The sequence below is a fragment of the Methylobacterium sp. C1 genome, assembly GCF_001854385.1.
GTDB lineage: Bacteria > Pseudomonadota > Alphaproteobacteria > Rhizobiales > Beijerinckiaceae > Methylobacterium > Methylobacterium radiotolerans.
The window spans coordinates 4,853,646-4,878,750 of record NZ_CP017640.1; the positions used below are offsets into that span (position 1 = coordinate 4,853,646).

Genomic DNA, 25,105 nt, shown 5'->3' on the forward strand with positions numbered 1-25,105 from the left:
TAGCGCCTTCCGGGCAGGTTGTGCAGTGCATCAAAAACGTGTGATGGGCGCCTCCCGCACATGTCTCGCGTCCGGGCGACGCGGATACGAAGCCGGCTGCCGCGGCCTTGTGCAGCCTCGGGCGTTCGGTGCCCGTTCGACCGGGCCTCGCGGCGATCCCGCGGGCAGATGCCGGCCGTCCCGGTCCGGGCGCGCCCGTGTGCGTCATAGTGGCGCGGCGTGCGGGGCCCGCGCTTACCCGCGCTTCAGCCCGGCATGGTAGGATCCGCCCATGACCGAGAGCCTCGATCCCCGGCTGACCCCGGCCCGGCCGCACGTCGCCGATCTTCGCCTGCGGGACCGCGTCGCGGCGGCGCGCTACGTCGCCGGCACGCCGCGGCGGGTGACCGCCCCGTCGGCGCCGCTGCGCCGCGCGCCCGCCGCCGACGCGGGGCTCGACACCGAGGCGCTGCTGGGCGACGCGGTCGATCTCTACGACGCGGCGGACGGCTACGCCTTCGTGCAGCTCGCCCGCGACGGCTACGTCGGCTACCTGCCGGCCGACAGCCTCGGTCCGGTCGATCCGGAGCCGACGCACCGCGTCACCGCCCTGCGCACCTTCCTGTATCCCGAGCCGGACCTGAAGCGGCCGGTCCTCGGCCATCTCAGCCTCGGCGCCCGCCTCGCGGCGACGGGGGAGGCCGGCGCCTACCTGGAGACGCCGGGAGGCTACGTGTTCGCCCGCCACTGCGCGCCCGTCGACGCCCGCGCGCCGGACTACGCGGCGACGGCCGCGCGGCTCGCCGGGACCCCCTATCTCTGGGGCGGCCGCACCAGCCTCGGGCTCGACTGCTCCGGCCTCGTGCAGCTCTGCCTCGACGCGGCGGGGCTGCCCTGTCCCCGCGACGCCGACATGCAGGAGCGGGCCCTCGGGCAGGCGCTGCCCTTCGACCCCGCGCGCCCGGACTTCGCGGGCCTGCGCCGGGGCGACTTCGTCTTCTGGCGCGGCCATGTCGGGCTGATGGGCGATCCCGAGACGCTGATCCACGCCAACGGCCACCACATGGCGGTCGCCGCCGAGCCGCTCGCCGAGGCGGTCGCCCGCATCGCGGCGCACAGCTTCGGCGCCGTGACGGGGATCCGGCGGCTCTGAGGGGGCCGGCGCGGGTCCCATTGCCGCGGCAATCGTGCTACAGACGGGCCACGGAGCGGCTCCGCTTCCCTCTTCCCGCCCGGTTCCTGGGCCAGTCCTGTTGACAGGACAGCCCCGCCCTCGCCACATCCCCCGCATGACCGCCGATATCGCGACCCCCGAGCCCGCCCCGGGCACCGCCGGCAAGCCGCCGCTGGAGATCCTGCTCTGCGCCCCGCGCGGCTTCTGCGCCGGCGTGGTGCGGGCCATCGACGTCGTGGAGCGGGCGCTCGCCATCTACGGGCCGCCCGTCTACGTCCGCCACGAGATCGTGCACAACAAGTACGTCGTGGAGAGCCTGAAGCGGAAGGGCGCCGTGTTCGTCCGCGAGCTCGACGAGGTGCCGGACGGCGGCGCCCCGGTGATCTTCTCCGCCCACGGCGTGGCCAAGACCGTGCCGGCCAACGCTGATTCGCGCGGGCTGACCACGATCGACGCCACCTGCCCGCTGGTGACCAAGGTCCATCGCGAGGCCGAGATCCACCACAAGCGCGGCCGCCACGTGCTGCTGGTCGGCCATTCCGGCCATCCCGAGGTCGTGGGCACGATGGGCCAGCTGCCCAAGGGCTCGATCACCCTGGTGGAGGATCTCGAGCAGATCGCCGCCCTGACCCCGGACAATCCCGACAACCTCGCCTGGGTCACCCAGACGACCCTGTCGGTCGACGACACCCGCCACATCGTCGACGCCCTGAAGAAGAAGTTCCCGAACATCACCGGGCCCCATAAGGACGACATCTGCTACGCCACCACCAACCGCCAGGAGGCGGTGAAGCAGGTGGCGCCGCTGGTCGACGCCCTGATCGTGGTCGGCTCGTCGAACTCGTCGAACTCGCAGCGCCTGCGCGAGGTCGCCGAGCGGGTGGGCTGCCCGATCACCCGCCTCGTGCTCCGCGCCGAGGAGATCGACTGGCCGGCCTTCGAGGGAATCCGCAAGCTCGGCCTCACGGCAGGCGCCTCGGCCCCCGAGGTCCTGGTCGAGGAGATCATCGACGCCTTCGCGGCCCGCTACGACGTGATGGTCGACACGGTCTCGACGGTGATCGAGGACATGGTCTTCCCGCTGCCGCGAGAGCTGCGCAGCGAGGCCGCCGAGTAAGGCGGTCCGGTCGACGGCGCGGGACCGACGCCTCGGTCTCGGGGCGCGCGGCAGGCTTTGTGCGGGGGCGCTTCGGCGCCCCTTGCCGTATCGAACTTCCGACATCAGAGCGCAGACACGTGGCCGTCTACACCGAGGTATCCGACGCGGCGCTCGCCGAGTTCCTGTCCGCCTACGCGATCGGCAGCCTGCTCTCCTTCAAGGGCATCGCGGAGGGTGTCGAGAACTCGAACTTCTTCCTGCACACCACCGAGGGCGCCTACATCCTGACGCTCTACGAGAAGCGCGTCCGGGAACAGGACCTGCCGTTCTTCATCGGGCTGATGGAGCACCTCTCGGCCCGCGGCCTCGCCTGCCCGCAACCCGTGCGCGACCGGGCCGGCCAGGCCCTCGGTCAGCTCTGCGGCCGGCCCGCCGCCATCGTGAGCTTCCTGGAGGGCGTCTCGGTCAAGGCGCCGGGCGCCGAGCATTGCCGGGAACTCGGCCGGGCGCTCGCGGAGCTGCACGCCGCCGGCCGGGACTTCCCGATGGTGCGGGAGAACAACCTCTCGGTGTCCGCGTGGCGCCCGCTCTTCGCGCAAGCGGAGGCCCAGGCCGATTCGGTCGAGCCCGGCCTCGCGGCGCGCACCCGGTCGGACCTCGCCGTCCTGGAGGCGCACTGGCCCCGGGACCTGCCGGGCGGCGTGATCCACGCGGACCTGTTCACCGACAACGTCTTCTTCATCGGCGACGCCCTGTCGGGCCTGATCGACTTCTACTTCGCCTGCACGGACGCCTTCGCGTACGACCTCGCGGTCTGCCTGAACGCGTGGTGCTTCGACCCCGACGGCACCTTCCACCGGGACATGGCCGCCGCGCTGATCGCCGGCTACGAGGCCGTGCGGCCCCTGGAGGCCGCCGAGGTCGCGGCCCTGCCGATCCTGTGCCGGGGCGCCGCGCTCCGCTTCATGCTCACCCGGCTGGTCGACTGGCTGAACGTGCCCCCGGGCGCCCTGGTGAAGCCGAAGGACCCGCGGGAATTCGATCGCCGGCTCACCTTCCACCGCCAGGCGCGGGACGCCCGCGATTACGGGCGGTCGGGCTGAGACGCGGATGAGCCGGCGACCCGCCGAACAACCGGGTCGATCCGTCTGCCACGACCAGTTTGACAGGGCCTAAACCCCGTCACCGCGGGCGCAGCGTCGTGCAGGGTCGCGCGACGCCCGTCGCCGTGGCGCTGCCCTGCATCGCTTCGCTGCGCGCGCACTGACGGCTGGGCCGCAGGAGGCGGCCGCACCGCTTCGGGAAGGGGAGGCGCGGGACCGCCGACCCTCGCGTTCGAGCGAGTCGTCGGGCCGCTCAGTCGGTCTCGCCGTCCAGTCCCAGCCAGTGGCGGCCGTCGCGGGCGAGCAGCGCGTCGGCCTCCGTCGGGCCGGCGCTGCCCGCGGGGTAGAATGTCACCTCCGCCTGCGGCCAGCCCTTGAGCAGGGGATCGACCGCCGCCCAGCCGGCCTCGATGTTGTCGGCGCGCTGGAACAGCGTCGCGTCGCCGGTCATGCAATCGTAGAGCAGCGTCTCGTAGCCGACATTCGGCCGGTCGGCGAAGAAGTCCTTGTAGCGGAAGCCGGAGCGCACCCGGCCGATCTTCATCTGCGGCCCCGGCACCTTGACGTTGAACTCGGTGCTGACCCCGTGATCGGGATCGATCTGGATCCGCATCACGGTGGGCCCGAGGTCGGCCGTGGGCGTGTCCTCGAACATCTTGAACGGCGCCGGCTTGAACAGCACGGCGATCTCGGTGCGTCGCCCGGTCATGCGCTTGCCGGTGCGGACGTAGAACGGCACCCCGGCCCAGCGCCAGTTCTCGATGTTGAGCTTCAGGGCGATGTAGGTCTCGGTGACCGAATCCTTCGCGACGTGCGGCTCGTCCCGGTAGGCGGGCACGTCGCGCCCCTCCGAGGTGCCGGCCGTGTACTGGCCGCGCACCGCGTCCTCCGGCGGGATCGGCTTCACGGCCTCGGCGAGCTTGGCCTTCTCGGTGCGCACGGCCTCCGCGTCGAAGGAGTTCGGCGGCTCCATGGCGACCATGCAGAGCAGCTGGAACATGTGGTTCGGCACCATGTCGCGCAGCGCCCCGGTCGGCTCGTAGAAGCCGCCCCGCTCCTCGACGCCGACGGTCTCGGCCGCCGTGATCTGGATGCTGTCGATGTATTCCCGCCGCCAGACCGGCTCCAGCAGGCCGTTGGCGAAGCGGAACGCCATGATCGACTGAACGGTCTCCTTACCCAGGAAGTGGTCGATCCGGTAGAACTGGCTCTCGTCGCCCTGGCGGAGGATGCGGGCGTTCAGCTCCCGGGCCGAGGCCAGATCGGAGCCGAACGGCTTCTCGATGACGACGCGGCGGAACGTTCCGCCCTCCTGCTTCAGCAGGCCGGCCTGCCCGAGCCCGTCCACGATCGTCCCGAAGAAGCGCGCCGCCACCGCGCAGTAAAACACCGCGCTGCCGGTGACCCGCTGCTTCACGGCCGCGTAGGTCTCGGGCTTCTCGAAATCGCCCTTCAGGTAGTGGAGCCGGTCCCGGATGAAACCCCAGCTCTTCGGGTCGATGTGGTCGGCGTGGAACTCCGAGGTCGGGTCCTTGCTGAACGCCTCCAGGGTCTGGGTGAGATTCTCGCGGAGCGACTCGTCGGTACCGTCATTGTGATCGATGCCGAGGATCGAGAAGCCCTCGGACAGGAGGCCCGCCCCCGCGAGGTTGTAGAGCGAGGGCATCAGCAGGCGCTTGGTCAGGTCGCCGCCGGCCCCGAAGATCACCAGCGTGCAGGGCGGCGCCGGCTGCGTGCCGCAGGCTGCCGTGTCCTTGAGGGCTGTCGTCGGCTCGGCCATCCCTGACTCCCGTGTGACTGCGGTGCAGCAAACCGGCCTGACAACCCGCCGCGGCGGGGCCCGTTCCGGTGCCCCTCGGGCTATGCCGCGCCGAGTCTAGGATCAAGGAACCCCGCACGCATACCCTCTCCGTCGAGCCCAGGGCGCACAGCCACGCCTTCCCGGGTGACCGGCACGATCTGCCACGCCGCCGGACCGGCGCGGTCGCCGCCCTCGCGGCCGTCGCGAGATTGGCGGGGATCGTCGGCGGCGCGTGCCTCGGCTCGATGGCCCTGGGCGCCGACGGCTGGCGCTTGTCGACCCGCGCGCCGGTGCTGGGCATCGCGGCGCTCGCCTACCACCTCGCCCGGCGCCACGCGGACGATCGCCGCTTCGGCATCGGCAGGTTCGGCGACCTGGCGCCTTCGCCAGCGCCCTGCTGATCGGCCCGATCGTCCTGCTGATCGGCGCCGAGAGCCTCGACCGGCTGCGGCACGCGGTGACGATCGACTTCGATCAGGCGATCCCGATCGCGGTCCTGGGGCTCGCCGCGAACCTCGCGAGCGTCCAGCCGCTGCACGACGACCACGGTCACCGCTCAGGACGAGGGTGCGGGTTGGACGCTCCGGGCCGCACCATCACGCGGCCCGCCGGCCGCTACTCGTCGGGGCGGACGGCCTGGCCGCCGCGGTCGATCGGCAGGCTCGGACCCTTCAGCTCGGAATCGCTCGGCAGGGCGCGCACGTCCCAGCCGCCGCCGAGTGCCCGGATCAGCGTGACCGCCGCGGTGAAGCGGCTCAGCCGCACCTGGAGGGCGTTGACCTCGTTGTTCACGAGCAGGTTCTGGGCGGTCACCACCGTGGTGAAGTTCTGGGTGCCGGCCCGGTACTCGTTGAGCGTGATCTCCACGGCCTTGCGCGACAGGTCCACCGCGGTGTCCTGGGCCCGCTGCTGCTGGCCGAGGATACGCACGGCCGCCATCTGGTTCTCGACCTCCGCGAAGGCGGCCAGCACCACCTGCCGGTAATTGGCCACCGCCGAGTCGTAGCCGGCCTCGGCCGAGCGCAGGGCCGCCGTGCGGGCGCCGCCGTCGAACAGCACCTCGCTGCCGGAGGCCGCCACCGACCAGACTTGGTTGGCCGCCGAGAGCAGGCCGTTGCGGGTCGCTCCCGAGATGCCGCCCTGGGCCGAGATCGTCACGGTGGGGAAGAAGGCCGCCACCGCGACGCCGATGCGCTCGCTCTGCGCCTGGACGAGGCGCTCGGCCTGGGCCACGTCGGGGCGCCGCTCCAGCAGGTCGCCGGGGATGCCCACCGGCACGCCCGGCGGGTTGCGCGGGATGCCGGCCACCGGGATCGACACCTCCGAGGGCGGGCGCCCGATCAGCGTGGCGATGGCGTTGACGTACTGCACCCGGGTCAGCCGCACCGCGATGGCCTGGGCCTCGATGGTCTGCACCTGGGTCTGCGCGGTGATTACGTCGGAGCGCGCCGCCACGCCGGCGGCGTACTGGTTCTCGGTGATCGCCAGGGTTCTCTTGAAGTTCTCGACATTCTCGTCGAGCACCTTCTGGAGGGAGTCGGCGTAGCGCACCGTCAGGTAATCGGCCGCGATCTCGGCCTGGATACTCAGCCGGGTCAGCGCGATCGTGGCGGCGTCGGACTGCGCCAGGGCCGCCTCGCTCTCGATGGTGCGGCGGGTGCCGCCGAACAGGTCGAGCTCCCAGCTTGCCTGGCCCAGCAGCGACACGTTGGTGCGCGTGGCGGTGCCGCTGCCGGTCCGGGTGATGCTCGGCGCGCCGATCACGGTCGGGTACAGGGCGGCCTGCGCGGAGGCGACGAGCGCCCGGGCCTGCCGGTAATTCGCCACGGCCTGCCGGAGGGACTGGTTGTCGACGTCGACGAGGCGGATCAGGCGGTCGAGAGCCGGATCCTTGAACACCCGCCACCAGTCGCCGCGCTCGACGGCGTCGCTCGGCCGGGCCTCGCGCCAGCCCTTCCTGCGCGCCGCGACGTAGGCCGGGCTGTCCTCCCGGACGCCGCCCTGCTTGTAGGCGAGCGGCGTCTCCACGGAGGGCCGGGTGTAGTCGGGCCCGACCACGCAGCCGGTCATGAGGGGGGCGGCGAGGAGCAGGGCGGCGAGGACGTGAAGCCGACGATCGGTCGCAAGCGCGCCGCCCGCCTCGAACCCCATCCGGAGGTGCCGAAGCGTGGCGGAGGCCTCGAAAGAGCCTCCCGGCAGGCCGCGCGATCCCCGCAGGCCTCCTTCGAGGCCGCGACGCAGCACCTCGGGACGAGGACGCGGATCGGACGGACCCTCGGGTACGCCCGGGCCCGCGGCTGTTTCACGTGAAACCTTAACCATCACTCTCCGGCCGGCAGCGCCGCTTCTCCGCCCCGCCCGGCGCGCCGACGCCGGTTGAGCACCCTGTGCCGGAGGCGATCGAGGGTGAGGTAGACGACGGGGGTGGTGTAGAGGGTCAGGATCTGGCTCACAATCAGCCCGCCGACGATGGCGATGCCCAGCGGGCGGCGCAGCTCCGCGCCCTCGCCGTTGGCGAGGATCAGCGGCACGGCACCCAGCATGGCGGCCAGCGTCGTCATCATGATCGGCCGGAAGCGCAGGAGACAGGCCTCCCGGATCGCGTCCACGGGATTCGCCGCCCGGGTCCGCTCGGCGTCGATCGCCACGTCGATCATCATGATCGCGTTCTTCTTCACGATGCCGATGAGCAGGAACACCGCGATCAGCGCGATGATGGTGAAGTCGGTGCCCGTCACCAGCAGGGCCAGCACCGCGCCGACGCCGGCCGACGGCAGGGTCGAGAGGATCGTCAGAGGGTGCACGAAGCTCTCGTAGAGGATCCCCAGCACCGCGTAGACCGCCAGGATCGCCGCCAGGATCAGCAGCGGCTGGCGCGACGCGGAGGCGACGTAGTTCTTGGCCGCGCCGGCATACTCGCCGTGGATCGTGGCGGGCAGCTGCAGGTAGGCCATGGCCCGGTCGATGGCGGCGGTCGCGTCCGACAGGCTCTTGCCCGGGGCGAGGTTGAACGAGATCGTGGTAGCCACGAACAGGCCCTGATGGCTCACCTGCACGGGGGCGCTGCCGGGCTCGATCCGCGCGAAGGCCGAGAGCGGCACCATCGTCTCCTTGGCGGCCGAGACCGGCGCGCTCGACGAGGCGCCGCCCTTGCTCGCCGCGATGGCGTTCGCGGAGGCGTTGCGGGCCGAGTCGGACGCGATGGCGGCGGCGTTCGAGGCGGTGTCGGCCGTGCTGGCGGAGGCGGCCGCCGCCGCGGCGGCGCCGGAGCCGCCGGAACTCCCGGAGCCGCCCACCGCTCCGGAGCCCGTGGCGACACCGGTCGCGGCGCTCGCCGACGACCCGCTGCCCGGGCTGCTGGTGCCGGTCGCCGCGTTCGTGTTGACGGTCCCGCCCGCCGCCACCGTGCCGGCGACCGCGTTGGTGGTGGCCGAGCCCGGCGCGTTGCCGCCCGAGGTCGAGACGTAGATCTGCTTGAGCGTCTCCGGCGTCTCCAGGTAGCGCGGCGCGATCTCCATCACGACGTGGTACTGGTTCAGCGGGTTGTAGATCGTCGAGACCTGGCGCTGCCCGAAGGCGTCGTAGAGGGTGTTGTCGATCTTGTTCGGCGTGATGCCGTAGCGGAACGCGGTCGCCCGGTCGATCACGACCCGGCTCTCCAGACCGCCCTCCTGCTGGTCCGAGGTCACGTCCGCGAAGGTCGGGTCCTTCTGCAGGGCCGCGACCAGCTTCGGGGCGGCGGCGAACAGCTCCTCGGCGGTGTCCCCCTGGAGGGTGTACTGGTACTGGGCGAAGCTCTGGCGGCCGCCCATCTGCAGGTCCTGGCGCGGGAAGACGTAGAGGCGCGCGCCCGCGACCTGCGCGAGCTTCGGCCGCAGCCGCGCCATCACGGCCGAGATCGGCGCCCGCTCGTTGAGCGGCTTCAGGCCGACGAAGACGTTGGCCGAGTTGGTGCCGCGGCCGCCCGTGAAGCCGACGACGCTCTCGACCGCCGGATCCGCCCCGACGATCGCGGTCGCCTGCGTGAGCTTCTTCTCCATCGACTGGAACGAGATGCGCTGGTCGGCCTGGATGCCGCCCATCATCTGCCCGGTATCCTGCTCGGGGAAGAAGCCCTTCGGGACGATGATGTAGAGGTAGACGTTGAGCCCGACCGTGGCGAGCAGGCTCAGCAGGACGAGGCGCGGATGGGCGAGCGCCACCTCCAGCGTCCGCGCGTAGGCGCCGAGCAGCCGGGCGAAGCCGCCCTCCAGGATCCGGATCAGCAGGTTCGGCCGGCGGCCGGCCGGCGGTTCGCCATTGGGACCATGCCCCTCGGCCCGGAGCAGCCGGGCACACATCATCGGCGTGGTCGTGAGCGAGAGCACCAAGGAAATCAGGATCGACAGCGACAGGGTCACCGAAAATTCCTGGAAGATGCGGCCGACGAGGCCGCCCATCAGCAGGATCGGCAGGAACACCGCGATGAGCGACAGGCTCATCGAGATCACCGTGAAGCCGACCTCCCGGGCGCCGATCAGCGCCGCCTGGAGCCGGGGCTTGCCCTCCTCGATGTGGCGCTGGACGTTCTCCAGCACCACGATGGCGTCGTCGACCACGAAGCCAGTGCCGATGATCAGCGCGGTGAGTGACAGGATGTTGAGCGAGTAGCCGAGCAGGTACATCGCCGAGAAGGTGCCGACGATCGAGATCGGCACGGCGACCGCCGGGATCAGCGTGGCCCGCCAGGAGCGCAGAAAGCCGTACACCACCAGGATCACGAGGCCGACCGCCACCAGCAGGGTCTCCTCGGTGGCCGAGAGCGAGGCGCGGATCGTGGCGCTGCGGTCGCCGGTGAGCTTGATGTCGATGCCGCCGGGCAGGGACGCGGTGATCTGCGGCAGGGCCTCCTTCACGGCCTTGATGGTCTCGACCACGTTGGCGCCGGGCTGCTTGTAGACGAACAGCAGCACGCCGGGCTTGCCGTTGACGATGCCGAGGTTGCGCTTGTCCTCGACCCCGTCGAGCACCTGCCCGACATCGGTGAGCTTCACCGCGGCGCCGTTGCGGTAGGCCACGATGATGTCGCGGTAATCGGCGGCCTTGCGGCCCTGGTCGTTGGCGTAGAGCTGGTAGCGGCGGTCGCCCGCGTCGATCTCGCCCTTGGGCGAGTTGGCGTTGGCCGAGGCGAGCGCGGCGCGGATGCCCTCGAGGCCGATGCCGTAGTTGAACAGGGCCGTGGGATCGAGCTCGACCCGCACGGCCGGCAGGGACGAGCCGCCGATATCGACGTTGCCGACGCCCGGCAGCTGCGACAGCTTCTGCTGCACCACGGTGGCGGCGGAATCGTAGACCTGGCCGCGGGTCAGGGTCTCCGAGGTCATGCCGAGGATGATGATCGGCGTGTCGGCGGGGTTGAACTTCCGGTAGGTCGGGTTCTGCCGGAGCGAGGCCGGCAGGTCGGCGCGGGCCGCGTTGATGGCGGCCTGGACGTCGCGGGCCGCGCCGTCGATGTCGCGGTTCAGGCCGAACAGCAGCACGATCCGGGTCGAGCCGAGGGAGTTCGTGGACGTCATCTCGTTGACGTCCGCGATGGCGCCGAGCCGCCGTTCGAGCGGCGCCGCCACCGTGGTGGCCATGGTGTCGGGCGAGGCGCCGGCCATCTGCGCCTGGACGAGGATGACCGGGAAGTCGATCTGCGGCAGCGGCGCCACCGGCAGCTTCAGGAAGGCGAACAGCCCGGCGAGCAGCACGCCGATGGTGAGCAGCGTGGTCGCCACCGGCCGCCGGATGAACGGCTCGGAGATGTTCACGGCAGCGCCTCGCCGCCCGCCAGATCCGGCCCCCGCCGCCCCGAGATCCGCCGCTCCAGCCGGTCGAACGCCAGGTAGATCACCGGCGTCGTGAACAGCGTCAGCACTTGGCTGACGATCAGGCCGCCCGCGATGCAGATGCCGAGCGGCTGGCGCAGCTCCGAGCCGACGCCGGTGCCCAGGATCAGCGGCACCGCGGCGAACAAAGCCGCCAGCGTCGTCATCAGGATCGGCCGGAAGCGTAAGAGGCAGGCCTGGAAGATCGCCTCGCGGGGCTCCAGCCCGTCCTCGCGCTCCGCCTGGAGCGCGAAGTCGATCATCATGATGGCGTTCTTCTTCACGATGCCGATCAGCAGCACGATGCCGATCACCGCGATGATGTCGAGCGACAGCCCGAACAGCATCAGGCCGAGCAGCGCCCCGATGCCCGCCGACGGCAGGGTCGAGAGGATCGTGATCGGGTGGATGAAGCTCTCGTAGAGCACGCCCAGCACGATGTAGACCGTGACGATCGCGGCGAGCACCAGGAACAGCTCGTTGCCGAGCGCCGACTGGAAGGCGAAGACCGAGCCCTGCGGCACCACCCGGAACGAGGGCGGCAGGCCGATCTCGGCCTTGACCCGGTCGATCGCCTCGACCGCCTGGCCGAGCGCCGCGCCGGGCGCGAGGTTGAACGACACGGTGGTGGCCGGGAACTGGCCGAGATGCGAGATCAGCAGCGGCGCCCGCCGCTCGCTGATCCGCGCCACGGCGGAGAGCGGCACCTGCCCGTTGGTCGCCGTGGACGAGGGCAGGTAGATCGCGTCGAGGCTGCGGAGCGTCGTGTGCAGCTTCGGGTCGGCTTCCAGGATCACCCGGTACTGGTTGGACTGGGTGAAGATCGTCGAGATGATCCGCTGCCCGAAGGCGTCGTAGAGGGCGTTGTCGATGGTCGCCGGGGTGATGCCGTAGCGGCCGGCGGTGGGCCGGTCGATGGTCACGTAGGCGGCGAGCCCCTGGCCCTGGTGGTCGCTCGCCACGTCGGTGACCACGGGCGACTTCGCCAGCGCCTCGGTGAAGCGCGGCACCCAGGTCTCGAAATCGTCGATGTTCGGGCTCTCGAGGATCACCTGGTACTGGGTCGCCGAGACCGCGGTGTCGATGGTCAGGTCCTGGACCGGCTGCATGTAGAGCCGCATGCCGGGCTGGTTCGCGGCGGCCGCCGAGATCCGCCGGATGATCGCGCTGGCCGTCGCGGTGCGCTCCTCCCGGGGCTTGAGGTTGATCAGCATCCGGCCGGAATTGAGCGTGACGTTCTGGCCGTCGACCCCGATGAACGAGGACAGGCTCGCCACGTCCGGGTCCTTGAGGACGATCTCGGCCATCCGCTGCTGGCGCTCGGCCATGGCGGCGTAGGAGACCGACTGGTCGGCCTGGGTGATGCCCTGGATCACGCCCGTGTCCTGCACGGGGAAGAAGCCCTTCGGGATCACCGCGAACAGGTAGATCGTGAGCCCGAGCGTGCCGAGCGCCACCAGCAGCGTCAGGCCCTGGTGGTTCAGGACGACCCGCAGGGAGCGGCCGTAGGACTCGATCGTGCCGTCGACGGCGCGCCGGCCGAGGCGGGAGAGGACGCCCTCGCGGCGGCGGTGACCGGCTTCCGGGACGTGCTTCAGGAGCCGCGCGCACAGCATCGGCACCAGCGTCAGCGAGACCACCGCCGAGATGACGATCGTGGCCGCCAGCGTGATGGCGAATTCGTGGAACAGCCGCCCGACCACGTCGCCCATGAACAGGAGCGGGATCAGCACGGCGATCAGCGAGACGGTCAGCGAGATGATGGTGAAGCCGATCTCGCGGGAGCCCTTGAGGGCCGCCTCCAGGGGCGAGTCGCCGGCCTCCACGTGGCGGGCGATGTTCTCGATCACCACGATGGCGTCGTCGACCACGAAGCCGGTGGCGATGGTGAGCGCCATCAGCGACAGGTTGTCGAGGGAGAAGCCGTACAGGTCCATCACCGACAGGGCGCCGACCAGCGACAGGGGCACCGACAGGCTCGGGATCAGGGTCGCCGACAGGCTGCGCAGGAACAGGAAGATCACCAGCACCACGAGGGCGATGGCGAGGCCGAGCTCGAACTGCACGTCCTCCACGGAGGCGCGGATCGTGGTGGTCCGGTCGGTGAGCGGCGCCACCGCCACGGCGGCCGGCAGGCTCGCCTGGAGCTGGGGCAGCAGCGCCTTGATCTTGTCGACGGTCGCGATGACGTTGGCGCCCGGCTGGCGCTGGATGTTGAGGATCACCGCCGGCGTCGCGTCGGCCCAGGCGCCGAGCTTGGTGTTCTCCGGCCCCTCGACCACGTCGGCCACCTCCGAGAGCATCACCGGGGCGCCGTTGCGGTAGGCGATGATCGCCGCGTCGTAGGCCTTCGGGTCGCGGATCTGGTCGTTGGCATTGATCGCGTAGGACTGCTTCGGCCCGTCGATCGTGCCCTTCGGCGTGTTGACGTTGAGGTTGGTGATGGTGGTGCGCAGGTCGTCGATGTTGAGCCCGTAGGCGGCGAGCGCCCGCGCGTTGAACCGCACCCGCACGGCCGGGCGCTGGCCGCCCGAGATGCTCACGAGGCCGACGCCCGCCACCTGGCTGATCTTCTGGGCCAGCCGCGACTCGGCGAGGTCGCGCACCTGGGTGAGCGGCAGGGTCTTGGAGGTCAGCGCCAGCGTCAGCACCGGCGCGTCGGCCGGGTTGACCTTGGCGTAGATCGGCGGCGCCGGCAGGTCGGAGGGCAGGAGGTTGCCGGCGGCGTTGATCGCCGCCTGGACCTGCTGCTCGGCGATGTCGAGCGGCAGGTCCAGGCTGAACTGCAGGGTGATGACCGACGCCCCCGCGGAGGATTGCGAGGTCATCTGGTTGAGGTTGGCGAGCTGGCCGAACTGCCGCTCCAGCGGCGCCGTCACCGAGGAGGTCATCACCTCCGGGCTGGCGCCGGGATAGAAGGTCTGGACCTGGATCGTCGGGTAATCGACCGCCGGCAGCGCCGAGACCGGCAGGTTCAGGTACGACACGCCGCCGACGATCAGGATCGCCAGCATCAAGAGCGTCGTGGCGACCGGGCGGAGGATGAAGAGGCGGGACGGGTTCATGGACGCGCCGCCTTTTTCCCCTCTCCCCACGGGCGGGGAGAGGCCTGCAGGCACCTTGTCGTGCCTGCGGGAAGCGGAGGCGAAACCGCAGCGGCGGTGAGGGGGTGCCGCAGGATGAGGCTCTTACGGCCAAGCCCCCTCACCTTCGGCTGCCGCCTCGCTCCGGCGACGACGAGGTCGCCGGAGCCCTCTCCCCGCGTGCGGGGAGAGGGGGGGAAGCCGCACACGCGCGCGGCCAATCCCCTCACTGCGCCTGACGGCGCCGGTGCCGACGACCGCCCTCCGCTGTCCCCTGCGAATCCGCCGCCGCAGCCTCGGTCGGTGCACCGGGGCGGCCATCAGCCTTCTCGGCAGCCTTCCCGTCACCCGCAGCCGCCTGTGCGCCCTCGGTGATCCGCACCGGCGCGCCGTCCTTCAGCCGGTCGGTGCCGTCCGTGACGACCCGGTCGCCCGGCTTGAGGCCGGAGACCACCACGGTGGTGGTGCCGTCGGTCTCGCCGGTCTTGATCGGCCGGACCGTGACCTTGCTGTCCCCGTCCATCAGGTAGACGTAGGTGCCGGGCGTGCCCTGGAGCAGGCTGGAATTCGGCACCAGCGTCGCGCCCCGCACCGTGTCGACGGTCAGCTTGGCGTTGACGAACTGGTTCGGGAACAGCTCCTCGTCGGCGTTGTCGAACAGCGCGCGCAGCTTCACCGTGCCGGTGGTCGTGTCGATCTGGTTGTCGACCGTGTCGAGGCGGCCGGTGGCGATCTCGTGGGCGTCGCCGCGGTCGTAGGCCCGCACGGTGAGCTTCGCGCCCGCCCGCACCTGCCGCATCACCCGCGACACGTCGTCCTCCGGCAGGGTGAAGACCACCGAGATCGGGTGGAGCTGGGTCACCACCACGATCGCCGTGGAGGCGGCCGAGATGTAGTTGCCCTGGTCGACCTGGCGCAGGCCGACCCGGCCGTCCACGGGCGACGTGATGTGCGTGTAGGCGATGTTGAGCCTCTGCTGGTCGACGAGCGCCTGGTCGGCCGCGACCGTGCCCTCGTTCTGCTTCACCAGCGCGGCCTGCGTGTCGACGTTCTGCTTCGAGATCGAGTCCTGCCGGTTCAGCGTCTGATAGCGCTGCAGGTCGAGCTTCGAGTTCTGGAGCAGCGCCTGATCGCGGGCGAGCTGGCCCTGATACTGGGCGAGCAGCGCCTCGTAGGGGCGGGCATCGATCCGGGCGAGCTCGTCGCCCGCCTTCACGGTCTGGCCCTCCCGGAACTGCACCTGCGTGAGGTAGCCGCTGATCTGCGACTTCACCGTCACGGTGGCGAGCGGCGTCACGGTGCCGAGGCCCTGCAGCACCACCGGCATGTCGCCGGTCGTGACGCTGGCGATACCCACCGCCTGCGGCATGTCGGAGCCGCCGTGCCGGCCGCCGCGGCCGCCGGTCCGGTGCGCCGTCGCGGGCTCGGCACCCCTGTCGGTGCGGGCCTCGTACCAGCGGTGCCCGATCGCCCCGGCGCCGGCGAGCAGCACCAGGATCACGAGCCAGCGGATCGGCCGGAAGCGCCGCGTCCGGACCTCGCGCGCGGGCGCCTCGCCGGGCTGGTAGGCGCGGGCCGTGTCGGTCCGGATCGGTGAACTCTCGTTCATGCCTGACTAGAGCACAGGACGGTCGTCAGCGCGACCGGCGGCACCCTATCCCTCGCTGTCCAAGCCCCCATGCCGCCTCCGGAACGCCGCGTCCCGGAAGCTCGTCCTGAAGCCGCCCGATCCCGCGGGACCCGGCGGCTCCGATCCCGTGTGCGGGAGCGTAAGCCCATAAAGCTGTCCGGGTCCCGAACGGCTCCTTACCGCGGCGACATGGTCGCCCGCGGCCGCGCTGCGCGCGCACCTCGCGGTACGCTCCACCGGTGCCCGGCCAATGCGCCGTCACTAGGGCGGCGACGTTTCACTCGTGTTGCTGGGTTCCGCCGGACGCGTCCGGTGCAGCATAAGCGCGCAGCACCGCCCGGAACGCGGGATCGACCGGGGTGACGGCCACGGCGCGGCGCAGGCCTAGCCCGAGACCGCCGATCAGCAGCGCCAGGACCAGGCAGCCGAGGAGCGCGCGTGAGGAGGGCGGCATCGTCGTCTCCGGGGGCCGGCGAGCGGTGCGGCCGCCGCCGCACATGCCGAAAGGGCCACCGACCCGCAAGTCGATGGCCCTTCTGGGGACCGGAGCGGCACCCCGCTGACGGGGCGAGGGGGCGAAGCCCCGTCGGCGAGTGCGCCGCTCCGGCCGTGACCCGAACCTACGAGACGGCTGATGAATGTCAATATTCGTCAGCCGTCGGTCGCGCTTCGGCGACCGGGTCTGTGCGAAGGCGCACATTCCGCGACGCGCGACGGCCCTGCGCGGCCATGCTAAGGGCCGGCGATGCCGAGACCCGCCATGCCGACCTCCCCGATCCCCGGCGCCGCATGACGCCCGCCTTCATCAACCCCGTCTTCGACGCGCTGCCCACGACCGTGTTCGAGACCATGTCGCGGCTCGCGCGGGTCCACGGCGCGATCAATCTCGGCCAGGGTTTCCCGGACGATCCCGGGCCGGCGGACGTCCGAGAGCGGGGCGCGCGGGCGCTCCTGGACGGCTGGAACCAGTACCCGCCGATGATGGGCCTGCCGGCCCTGCGCGAGGCGGTCGCCGCGCACTACGCGCGGCACCAGGGGCTCGACCTCGACCCGGAGACCGAGGTGATGGTCACCTCCGGGGCGACCGAGGCCCTGGCCGGCGCGCTCCTGGCGCTGATCGAGCCCGGCGACGAGGTCGTGCTGTTCGCGCCCATGTACGATGCCTACCTGCCCCTGGTCCGGCGGGCGGGCGGCGTTCCGCGGATCGTGCCGCTGCGGCCCCCGGCCTTCCGCCTCGACGAGGCCGCGCTGGCGCAGGCCTTTGGGGCGCGGACCCGGGTCGTGGTGCTGAACAATCCCCTCAACCCGAGCGCCACGCTGTTCGCGCCGGAGGACCTCGACCTGCTCGCCCGCTACTGCCAGCGCTTCGACGTGACCGCCCTCTGCGACGAGGTCTGGGAGCACGTGGTGTTCGACGGCGCGCGCCACAGGCCGCTGATGGCGCTGCCCGGGATGCGGGAGCGGACCGTCAAGATCGGCTCGGCCGGCAAGATCTTCTCGCTCACCGGCTGGAAGGTCGGCTTCGTGATGGCCGAGGCCCGGCTGATGCGCGGGCTCGCCAAGGCGCACCAGTTCCTGACCTTCACCACGCCCCCGAACCTCCAGGAGGCGGTGGCCTACGGGCTGGGCAAGCCGGCCCCGTGGTTCGAGGCGATGCGGGCCGGCTACGCCCGGTCCCGCGACCGGCTCGCGGACGGCCTGCGCGGGCTCGGCTTCACCGTGCTGCCGGCCCAGGCCACGTGGTTCCTCAACGTCGACGTCGCCGCGCTGGGCCACACCGACGACGTGGCCTTCTGCGAGGCCCTCGTCACCCGTCACGGCGTCGCGGCGATCCCCGTGAGCGCCTTCTACCCGGACGCCTCCGTGCGCGGCCTCGTCCGGCTCTGCTTCGCCAAGGACGACGCCACCCTGGATGCGGCGCTCGACCGCATGCGCGGGCTCCCCGGGGCGGCGGCGTGAGAGGCGCCATGGGAGGCGCCATGGGAGACGCCACGACGGGCGGCGCGCGCCGAGCGGGCGCCGTCCTTGCGGGGATCCGGACGGGGGGCCACATCGTTGGGGACGATGGCTTCCCGACGGATCCCGACCATGGACTTCACCCAGGCTGCCCAGTCCGGGCGTTTCGCCCGTGCCGAGACCTTCCCCGGAGGCGGGACCGGCGCCGGAACCCGGCCCCCCTTCCTGTCGGCGGATCTCGGCCGGGAGGCGAGCCTCGCCCGCCTGGAGACGCTGGCCCACCTGATGGACACGGCCTTCGTCATCCCGGGCATCAACCGTCGGGTCGGGTTCGACGCGCTGATCGGCCTCGTGCCGGTGATCGGCGACCTGGCCGGCATGGTGATCTCGTCCTTCATCGTCTACGAGGCGAAGCGCCTCGGGGCGCCGCGCTGGCTGCTGGCCCGGATGGGGCTGAACGTGGCCTTCGACGGGCTGATCGGCGCGGTGCCGGTGGCGGGCGACCTGTTCGACGCCGCCTTCAAGGCCAACCGCCGCAACGTCCGGCTGCTGCGCCGCTGGCTGGAGCGCAGCGGCAACCTGCGTCCCACCGAGATCGACGGCACCGCGATCCGGCTCGACGGCTGAGCGTCCCCGGTCCCCGTCCCGCGGCCGGCCGGTCGCGGGGCCGCCCGGATCACGGGGCGGCGGGCGCGCGCGCGGCGCGGCGCGGGAGGCAGCACGGATGAACGAGGTCACGCGTCCCGGCGACAGCGAGGTCGTGCCCGCGCCGATGCCCGGCGCCCAGCCGCTGGTCCTGCGGCCGGACGAGGGGGCGCCGCCCCCGGTCCCGCCCGAGGCCGCCGGCCGGCGCGCCCGGCTCTCGCCGCTCAACCGGCGGCGCCTCGACAATTTCCGCCGCAACCGGCTCGGCTACGGATCGTTCGTGATCTTCACGATCCTGTTCGTGCTCAGCCTGTTCGCGGAGTTCATCGCCAACGACCGCCCGATCGTGATGTCCTACAAGGGCGAGTGGCTGGTCCCGGTCCTGGTCGACTACCCGGAGGAGAAGTTCGGCGGCTTCCTCGCCACGACCGACTACCGCTCCCCCGAGATTCGCCGGGAGATCGCGGCGAACGGCTGGGCGCTGTGGCCGCCGATCCCGTTCTCGTACGACACGATCAACGAGGACCTGCCGACGCCGTCGCCGTCGCCGCCCACCTGGATGCTCACGGACGCGCAGTGCAAGCCGGTCGCCGAGAAGCTCGGCGGCAGCACCTGCGCGGACATTCCCTGGCACTGGCTCGGCACCGACAACACCACGCGGGACGTGCTCGCGCGGGTGATCTACGGCTTCCGCATCTCGGTCCTGTTCGGGCTGATCCTGGCGGCGGTCTCGTCGGTGATCGGCGTCGTCGCGGGCGCCGTGCAGGGCTATTTCGGCGGCTGGGTCGATCTCGCCTTCCAGCGCTTCATCGAGGTCTGGGGCGGCATCCCGACCCTCTACCTGATCATCATCATCTCGGCCTTCATCGCCCCGGGCTTCTTCGTCCTGCTCGGGATCATGCTGCTGTTCTCCTGGGTCGCGCTGGTGAGCGTGGTGCGGGCCGAGTTCCTGCGGGCGCGGAACTTCGAGTATGTCCGCGCCGCCCGGGCGCTGGGCCTGTCGAACATCCGCATCATGACGGTCCATCTGCTGCCGAATGCCATGGTGGCGACGCTGACCTTCCTGCCGTTCATCCTGAACGGCTCGATCACCACCCTGACCTCGCTCGACTTCCTCGGCTTCGGACTGCCGCCGGGCTCGCCGTCCCTCGGAGAGCTTCTCGCGCAGGGCAAGGACAATCTGACCGCGCCCTGGCTCGGATTGACCGGATTCCTGGTCATCGCCGTGATGTTGAGCCTGCTCGTCTTCGCCGGCGAGGCGGTGCGGGACGCCTTCGACCCGCGCAAGACTTTCGCCTGAGGCCGCGACCGGGTGGCGAAAATGACGCAGGGCCCCACCCGGCCTTCGCACAACTGTACGAAGATTGCGCATTGTCCCGGCACGGCCGGACGGCAACCGTATACGATCGTCTAGAGACGGGCCCCGACCTGGGCGTAAAGGTCTCTGCCGGCTGCGAAAACCCGCTTCGAGGAAGCGACTAGAATTCGCCGGGCGGACACCGATAAAGCCTCTCAGAAGTGTCCCTTAAGTGCCGCCAATGCAACCATACCCTGTAAGCCTCGCCGCGCGATGCAGAGTTAGACTTCGGTCTCATCACAGATAATTGTATGGCGCGGCTTGCATTTTTCGGACGCTGACTTAACTCGCGAACAGTGGGGATCCCATCAGGCATTTGTGCCGAGGAATGAGAGAATGTCAGAAGCTGCGCCGACATCGCAATTGGACTTCATCGAGCGGACCGTGGACGTCGTCGCGGCCTACGTTTCCAACAACTCGCTGCCCTCGGCCGAATTGCCGGCCCTGATCGCGAGCATCCACGAGGCGCTGAACACGATCGGGGCCGGCCCCGCCGCTCCGGCGACCGAGAGCGTCGAGCGGCCGACCCCCGCCCAGATCCGCAAGTCGATCCGCCCCGACGGACTGGTCAGCTTCATCGACGGCAAGTCGTACAAGACGCTGAAGCGCCACCTGACCAAGCACGGTCTCGATCCGCAGACCTACCGCGAGCGCTACGGCCTGCCGGCCGATTACCCGACCACTTCGGCGAACTACTCGGCGCAGCGCTCGGCGCTCGCCAAGAGCCTCGGCCTCGGCCAGCCGGGCCGGTCCCCGTCCAGCGACAAGCCCGCCGCCCCCGCCGAGGAGGCGCCCGCCGCCCCCGCGTCCGGCCGCCGCAAGGCCGCGACCGCCGCGACCAAGGCCCGGGCGAGCCGCAAGGTCGAAGCCGCCTGAGCGCGGCCGCGAGGGCCGGACGGGGGCGGATGCGCGGTCGGAGACGGCCGCGCCCGCACCGCTCCGGACGCCTCGGCCGTACGTCCTGGCCGTGCGTCCTGGCCTGCACCTCGGCCGGACCCCGCCGCGCGGTCCGGCTCATCCACGCCGCGCGGCCCGGTTCAGGCCGCGAGGCGCCCGTCCAGCGGGAACACCTTGGCGGGGTTCAGCATCCAGTCCGGATCGAACACCGCCTTGACCCGCATCTGCTGCTCGAGATCGACCTGGTCGTACTGGAAGCGCATCAGCTCGCGCTTCTCGATGCCGACCCCGTGCTCGCCGGTCAGGCAGCCGCCGACCTCGACGCAGAGCTTCAGGATCTCGTCGCCCGCGGCCTCGGCCTTCTGCAGCTCGCCGGGCCGGTTGATGTCGAACAGGATCAGCGGGTGCAGGTTGCCGTCGCCCGCGTGGAACACGTTGGCGACCCGTAGGCCCTTCTCGGCGCAGATCGCCCCGATCCGCTCCAGCACCGGCCCGAGCTGGCCGGTGGGGATCGTGCCGTCCATGCAGATGTAGTCGGAGATCCGGCCGGTGGCCCCGAAGGCCGACTTGCGCCCCTTCCAGATCGCGGCCGACTCCGCCTCCGAGCGCGAGACGCGCAGGCTGGTCGGGCGGAAATCCTGGGCGATCGTCTCGATCCGCGCCAGCATGGCGTCGCACTCGGCGTCCGAGCCCTCGACCTCGATGATCAGCATCGCCTCGGCGTCGCGGGGATAGCCGGCCTGGGCGAAGTCCTCGGTGATGAGGATCGCCTCGCGGTCCATGTACTCGATCGCCACCGGGATGATCCCGGCCGCGATGATCGCCGCGACGCAGTCGCCCGCGTCCTCGACCCTCGAGAAGCCGACCAGCACCGGGCGCGCGCCTTCCGCCGCGCGCAGGATCCGCACGGTCGCCTCGGTGACGATGCCGAGCTGCCCCTCCGAGCCGCAGACGAGGCCGAGCAGGTCGTAGCCGCCGCTGTCGAGGTGCTGGCCGCCGATCTCCAGGACGGTGCCGTCGTTGAGCACCAGGGTGACGCCGAGGAGGTTGTTGGTGGTCACGCCGTATTTCAGGCAGTGCGCGCCGCCGGAATTCATCGCGATGTTGCCGGCGATCGTGCAGGCGAGCTGGCTCGACGGGTCGGGGGCGTAGAAGAAGCCCTCGTGGCTGACCGCCCCGGAGATGGCGAGGTTGGTGATGCCGCTCTGCACCCGGGCGGTGCGGTTGGCGAAGTCCATGTCGAGGACCTTGGTCATCTTGCCGACGCCCAGGATGATCGCGTCGGCCTGCGCGATGGCGCCGCCCGCGAGCGACGTGCCGGCGCCCCGGGGCACGACCCGCACGCCGTTGGCGTGGCAATAGGCCATCACGGCGGAGACCTCCGCGGTGGTGGAGGGCAGGACCACGGCCAGCGGCATCTGCCGGTACGCGGTCAGCCCGTCGGTCTCGAAGGCCCGGCGCTCGTCCTCGCTCACCACCAGCGCCTCCGGCGCCACCAGGGGCGCGAGGCCGGCCAGGATCGCCTCGCGGCGGGCGAGGATCGCGGGATCGGGATCGGGGAAGCGGATGGTCATAGGGCTCGTGCCCTCCTGGGGCCCGCGGCGCGGGACGGTGTGCGGGCAGCATGGACCTCGGCGGCCGCGCCTTCAACCAGAGTGCGGCGCTGCGTCGTCCCCGCGTCACATTTCAACCACGACGGCTGCCTAGCGTCGCCGGAGACGCCTCGCTGCGCCGCTCCCCGATACCGGCCCCCGCTGCCGGATCCGGACGACGGGTCAAGAACGGAACCGATGAACGCTCCCGCCTCCAGCGCCCTGCGCGACGACCGCTACGACGCGCCGTCGGCGCATCTCGCCACCACCCGCGACCTCGGGATCCGCAGCCTCCAGCTCGGCATCGCGGCCTTGCAGGAGGCGAGCGTGGCCTTCCAGGGCCGGCTCGGCGCGGCCTTCGAGGAGGCGGTGCAGACGATCCTGCAGAGCAAGGGCCGCGTCATCGTGAGCGGCATCGGCAAGAGCGGCCATGTCGGCCGCAAGATCGCCGCGACGCTGGCCTCCACCGGCACCCACGCCTTCTTCGTCCACCCGACCGAGGCGAGCCACGGCGACCTCGGGATGATCGCCCGGGACGACGTCATCATCGCGCTGTCGTGGTCGGGGGAGACCGCGGAACTGTCCGACCTCGTCGGCTTCAGCCGCCGGTTCTCGATCCCCCTGGTGGCGATCACCCGCAACGGCGAGAGCACCCTCGGCAAGGCCGCCGACGTGCTGCTGGAGCTGCCCCGCGTGCGGGAATCCTGCCCCCACGACCTCGCGCCGACCTCCTCCAGCCTGATCCAGCTGGCGCTGGGCGACGCCCTGGCGGTGGCGCTGCTGGAGCGGCGCGGCTTCACCTCGGCGCGCTTCCACACCCTGCATCCGGGCGGCACCCTCGCGGCCCGCCTCAGGACCGTGCAGCAGGTGATGCACGGCCCCCAGGACATGCCGCTGGTCCACGAGACCGCGCTCATGTCCGAGGTGCTGATCGAGATCGCGGCGCGGCGCTACGGCTGCGTCGGCGTCACGGACGCGGCCGGCCGCCTCGTCGGCATCGTCACGGACGGCGACCTGCGCCGCCACATGGGTCCGGCGCTCCTCGACACGCCGGTCTCGACGGTCATGACCCGGGACCCGGTGACGGTGGAGCCCCACAAGCTCGCCCAGGCCGCGCTGGAGCTGATGAACCGCCGGCTGATCACGGCGGTCTTCGCCGTCACGGACGGACGGCCCGTGGGCATCGTGCACGTCCACGACCTGCTCCGCGTCGGCATCGTCTGAGGCCGTCCGGAACCGGCAGGCCCGACCCTCGCCCTTGGCGGTCCCGGGCGTGCCGGGACGGGGACGGAGGGTCGGACGAGCGGGCGCCGGTCACAGCCGCGCCAGCAGCTCCGCCTTCTTGGTCGCGAATTCCGCCTCGGTGAGCACGCCGCGCGCGTGCAGGTCGGCCAGCCGCTCGATGGTCGCGAGAACGTCGTCCGGGGATGACCGGTCCGGCGCGGCCGAAGGGGCGGGCGACGGGGCAGGCGAAGGGATAGGCGACGCGGCGCTCGCCGGGATCCCGGCCGGGTCCGCTTGGCGCGGCGCGGCGACCTCCGCCTCGATCCGGCGCAGGCGGTCGAGGGCGACGGCCCCGGCCGGTCCCGTGAAGCCGAGGCTGCCGTTCGCCTGAGAGACGCCGGTGATGCGGTGCTCGCCGGTGTCGTAGAGCGCGATCCCGGACCCCGCGTCGACGGCGAGCCGCCGTCTGTCGGGGAAATAGGCGTAGCGCAGCCCGTTCTGCGCGCCGGTGCTCGCCGGATCCCCGAGGCCGGCCGGCCACCACTCGCCGCCGCCCCGGCGCGCCGCGGGCGCGGCCTCCGAGAAGCCGCCCGCCGGGAGCGCCCCGGCCAATTCGGTGCAGAGCGCGTCGACTCGCGCCTTCAGCGCGTCGTCGAACATCCGGCCGACCATCACCATCCCGCCGGAAAACCACTGCCCCATCCCGCCGAGATCGGGATGGTCGAACTGCGCCATCGTGCCGTGGCCGCGCTCCAGGGCCCGGATCAGGTGGCGCACCGCGTCCAGGCCGACCCCGTGGCGGTCGGCGACGGCCTGCAGCCCGGAGACGGAGTCGAACGGCCCGTCGTCCCGGAAGGGATCGGACGCGGCGGTGTCGGACGGATCCATGAGCCAGCTCCCGAAGCGTCGGAGGGTGGACAGGAGGCGCGCGGCGCCGGCCCCCGGCCCGGGCCCGAGGGCGGGCGCCCCCGGGCCTGCGACGGCGTCGCGATGCGGAGCCAATCGCCGGTCGTGCAAGCGGGTTCCGGCCGTCTCAGCCGGCGGCCGGCGGGAACGGTCCCGCGATGGTGAAGTCGGTGATCGGCCGGCGGCCGTTCGGGGTCTCGCGGGGCCGCTGCTCCTCGGTGAGGTCCGCCTCCGGGATCTTGCGGCCGACCGCGAAGGCGGCCTCGATCCGGTGGTTCTCGGGCAGGCGCAGCACCGCGGGGGCGCGGACATGGTCGAACCCGACCATGCCGTGGGCGTGCCAGCCCTGGTGGATCGCCTGGAGCTGGAAGGCCAGCGAGGCGGTGCCGGCGTCGAAGGAGTGGCTGTAGGAGGGCTTGAGCTCGTCGCCGACCTTCATGAGCCCGTTCGAGACCAGGAACAGGATCGCGCCGGTGCCGGACACCCATTTCTGATTGCCCGGCACCAGGAGGTCGAAGAACGTGTCCCAGTGGGCGTCGCCCCGGAGCGCGTAGAGGAAGCGCCAGGGCTGCGAGTTGTAGGCGGAGGGCGACCAGCGCGCCGCCTCGATCATCCGCATCAGCTCGGATTCGGGCACGGCCTCGCCCGTGAAGGCGCGGGGCGAGTGCCGCTTCACGAAGACCGGATCGATGTCGTGGTCGGCGCGGCGGGGCGGGGGCAGGCTCAAGGGACTCGTCTCCGGAAGGGCGCGGGCGCCCGGGCGGCCGAGACTGCCCGAAACGCCCTGCCGGAGGCAAACCCCACGCCACG

18 protein-coding genes are annotated in these 25,105 nt (G+C 71.5%); 9 read left to right on the plus strand and 9 right to left on the minus strand.

Going from position 1 to position 25,105, the window contains the following annotated elements; translation table 11 throughout:
• The first annotated feature begins 271 nt into the window (after positions 1 to 271).
• The 3 genes from BKE41_RS22520 to BKE41_RS22530 all read left to right on the plus strand — a co-directional run bounded on the left by BKE41_RS22520 (position 272) and on the right by BKE41_RS22530 (position 3,355).
• Entirely contained in the window at positions 272 to 1,132 is an 861-nt protein-coding gene (locus tag BKE41_RS22520) for an NlpC/P60 family protein (protein ID WP_063111479.1), read from the plus strand.
• A 136-nt stretch (positions 1,133 to 1,268) separates the two neighbouring features.
• Positions 1,269 to 2,270, plus strand: a complete 1,002-nt coding sequence (gene ispH / locus BKE41_RS22525; RefSeq protein ID WP_012321233.1) for a 4-hydroxy-3-methylbut-2-enyl diphosphate reductase — start codon at positions 1,269 to 1,271, stop codon at positions 2,268 to 2,270.
• A gap of 119 nt (positions 2,271 to 2,389) precedes the next feature.
• Complete coding sequence (locus tag BKE41_RS22530; protein WP_024828854.1) at positions 2,390 to 3,355, plus strand: homoserine kinase; 966 nt, start codon at positions 2,390 to 2,392, stop codon at positions 3,353 to 3,355.
• Between the two features lie 253 nt (positions 3,356 to 3,608).
• Here BKE41_RS22530 and zwf read toward each other — a convergent pair whose 3' ends face one another.
• Entirely contained in the window at positions 3,609 to 5,135 is a 1,527-nt protein-coding gene (gene zwf, locus BKE41_RS22535) for a glucose-6-phosphate dehydrogenase (RefSeq protein ID WP_024828853.1), read from the minus strand.
• A gap of 68 nt (positions 5,136 to 5,203) precedes the next feature.
• Here zwf and BKE41_RS30495 point away from each other — a divergent pair, with 68 nt between their 5' ends.
• A complete protein-coding gene (locus BKE41_RS30495) occupies positions 5,204 to 5,557 on the plus strand; it encodes a hypothetical protein (RefSeq protein WP_199825809.1) in 354 nt (117 codons plus the stop codon).
• Between the two features lie 214 nt (positions 5,558 to 5,771).
• Here BKE41_RS30495 and BKE41_RS22545 read toward each other — a convergent pair whose 3' ends face one another.
• The 5 genes from BKE41_RS22545 to BKE41_RS31740 all read right to left on the minus strand — a co-directional run bounded on the left by BKE41_RS22545 (position 5,772) and on the right by BKE41_RS31740 (position 16,172).
• Positions 5,772 to 7,307: an efflux transporter outer membrane subunit gene (locus BKE41_RS22545; RefSeq protein ID WP_199825810.1), complete on the minus strand. Its 1,536-nt coding sequence runs from the start codon at positions 7,305 to 7,307 to the stop codon at positions 5,772 to 5,774.
• A gap of 170 nt (positions 7,308 to 7,477) precedes the next feature.
• Positions 7,478 to 10,948 (minus strand): efflux RND transporter permease subunit, encoded by a 3,471-nt coding sequence (locus BKE41_RS22550; RefSeq protein WP_071000135.1) that lies wholly within the window; start codon positions 10,946 to 10,948, stop codon positions 7,478 to 7,480.
• Entirely contained in the window at positions 10,945 to 14,070 is a 3,126-nt protein-coding gene (locus BKE41_RS22555) for an MdtB/MuxB family multidrug efflux RND transporter permease subunit (RefSeq protein ID WP_071000136.1), read from the minus strand. The genes BKE41_RS22550 and BKE41_RS22555 overlap by 4 nt, the downstream gene beginning before the upstream one ends.
• A 244-nt stretch (positions 14,071 to 14,314) precedes the next feature.
• On the minus strand, positions 14,315 to 15,697 hold the full coding sequence (locus tag BKE41_RS22560) for an MdtA/MuxA family multidrug efflux RND transporter periplasmic adaptor subunit (RefSeq protein WP_012321239.1): 1,383 nt from the start codon (positions 15,695 to 15,697) through the stop codon (positions 14,315 to 14,317).
• 298 nt (positions 15,698 to 15,995) lie between these two features.
• Entirely contained in the window at positions 15,996 to 16,172 is a 177-nt protein-coding gene (locus tag BKE41_RS31740) for a hypothetical protein (RefSeq protein ID WP_164891353.1), read from the minus strand.
• A 335-nt stretch (positions 16,173 to 16,507) separates the two neighbouring features.
• Between BKE41_RS31740 and BKE41_RS22570 the strand changes: the two genes are divergently transcribed.
• The 4 genes from BKE41_RS22570 to BKE41_RS22585 all read left to right on the plus strand — a co-directional run bounded on the left by BKE41_RS22570 (position 16,508) and on the right by BKE41_RS22585 (position 20,552).
• Complete coding sequence (locus BKE41_RS22570) at positions 16,508 to 17,677, plus strand: aminotransferase (RefSeq protein WP_174805098.1); 1,170 nt, start codon at positions 16,508 to 16,510, stop codon at positions 17,675 to 17,677.
• Between the two features lie 129 nt (positions 17,678 to 17,806).
• Positions 17,807 to 18,301, plus strand: a complete 495-nt coding sequence (locus BKE41_RS22575; protein ID WP_012321242.1) for a DUF4112 domain-containing protein — start codon at positions 17,807 to 17,809, stop codon at positions 18,299 to 18,301.
• Between the two features lie 97 nt (positions 18,302 to 18,398).
• Positions 18,399 to 19,619, plus strand: coding sequence for an ABC transporter permease (locus BKE41_RS22580; RefSeq protein WP_024828846.1), 1,221 nt, complete (start codon positions 18,399 to 18,401; stop codon positions 19,617 to 19,619).
• Positions 19,620 to 20,012: 393 nt separating this feature from the next.
• Entirely contained in the window at positions 20,013 to 20,552 is a 540-nt protein-coding gene (locus tag BKE41_RS22585) for a MucR family transcriptional regulator (RefSeq protein WP_012321244.1), read from the plus strand.
• A 161-nt stretch (positions 20,553 to 20,713) separates the two neighbouring features.
• On the opposite strand, the gene BKE41_RS22590 is transcribed toward BKE41_RS22585, so the two are convergent.
• Positions 20,714 to 22,147 (minus strand): FAD-linked oxidase C-terminal domain-containing protein, encoded by a 1,434-nt coding sequence (locus tag BKE41_RS22590; protein WP_024828845.1) that lies wholly within the window; start codon positions 22,145 to 22,147, stop codon positions 20,714 to 20,716.
• A 216-nt stretch (positions 22,148 to 22,363) separates the two neighbouring features.
• Between BKE41_RS22590 and BKE41_RS22595 the strand changes: the two genes are divergently transcribed.
• On the plus strand, positions 22,364 to 23,389 hold the full coding sequence (locus BKE41_RS22595) for a KpsF/GutQ family sugar-phosphate isomerase (protein ID WP_012321246.1): 1,026 nt from the start codon (positions 22,364 to 22,366) through the stop codon (positions 23,387 to 23,389).
• A 90-nt stretch (positions 23,390 to 23,479) separates the two neighbouring features.
• Here the strand turns inward: BKE41_RS22595 and BKE41_RS22600 are convergent, their stop codons facing one another.
• The gene (locus BKE41_RS22600) at positions 23,480 to 24,277 is read right to left on the minus strand and encodes an SHOCT domain-containing protein (RefSeq protein ID WP_199825811.1); all 798 of its coding nucleotides are present in this window, start codon (positions 24,275 to 24,277) and stop codon (positions 23,480 to 23,482) included.
• Between the two features lie 145 nt (positions 24,278 to 24,422).
• Entirely contained in the window at positions 24,423 to 25,022 is a 600-nt protein-coding gene (locus BKE41_RS22605) for a nitroreductase family protein (protein WP_012321248.1), read from the minus strand.
• Positions 25,023 to 25,105: the final 83 nt, after the last annotated feature.

Bases quoted from the DNA above. Each gene is read 5' to 3' on its own strand.
- BKE41_RS22520 (WP_063111479.1), top strand. From the start codon at position 272: ATGACCGAGAGCCTCGATCCCCGGCTGACCCCGGCCCGGCCGCACGTC.
- ispH (WP_012321233.1), top strand. From the start codon at position 1,269: ATGACCGCCGATATCGCGACCCCCGAGCCCGCCCCGGGCACCGCCGGC.
- zwf (WP_024828853.1), bottom strand. From the start codon at position 5,135: ATGGCCGAGCCGACGACAGCCCTCAAGGACACGGCAGCCTGCGGCACG.
- BKE41_RS22545 (WP_199825810.1), bottom strand. From the start codon at position 7,307: ATGGGGTTCGAGGCGGGCGGCGCGCTTGCGACCGATCGTCGGCTTCAC.
- BKE41_RS22555 (WP_071000136.1), bottom strand. From the start codon at position 14,070: ATGAACCCGTCCCGCCTCTTCATCCTCCGCCCGGTCGCCACGACGCTC.
- BKE41_RS22560 (WP_012321239.1), bottom strand. From the start codon at position 15,697: ATGAACGAGAGTTCACCGATCCGGACCGACACGGCCCGCGCCTACCAG.
- BKE41_RS31740 (WP_164891353.1), bottom strand. From the start codon at position 16,172: ATGCCGCCCTCCTCACGCGCGCTCCTCGGCTGCCTGGTCCTGGCGCTG.
- BKE41_RS22570 (WP_174805098.1), top strand. From the start codon at position 16,508: ATGACGCCCGCCTTCATCAACCCCGTCTTCGACGCGCTGCCCACGACC.
- BKE41_RS22575 (WP_012321242.1), top strand. From the start codon at position 17,807: ATGGACTTCACCCAGGCTGCCCAGTCCGGGCGTTTCGCCCGTGCCGAG.
- BKE41_RS22580 (WP_024828846.1), top strand. From the start codon at position 18,399: ATGAACGAGGTCACGCGTCCCGGCGACAGCGAGGTCGTGCCCGCGCCG.
- BKE41_RS22585 (WP_012321244.1), top strand. From the start codon at position 20,013: ATGTCAGAAGCTGCGCCGACATCGCAATTGGACTTCATCGAGCGGACC.
- BKE41_RS22590 (WP_024828845.1), bottom strand. From the start codon at position 22,147: ATGACCATCCGCTTCCCCGATCCCGATCCCGCGATCCTCGCCCGCCGC.
- BKE41_RS22595 (WP_012321246.1), top strand. From the start codon at position 22,364: ATGAACGCTCCCGCCTCCAGCGCCCTGCGCGACGACCGCTACGACGCG.
- BKE41_RS22600 (WP_199825811.1), bottom strand. From the start codon at position 24,277: ATGGATCCGTCCGACACCGCCGCGTCCGATCCCTTCCGGGACGACGGG.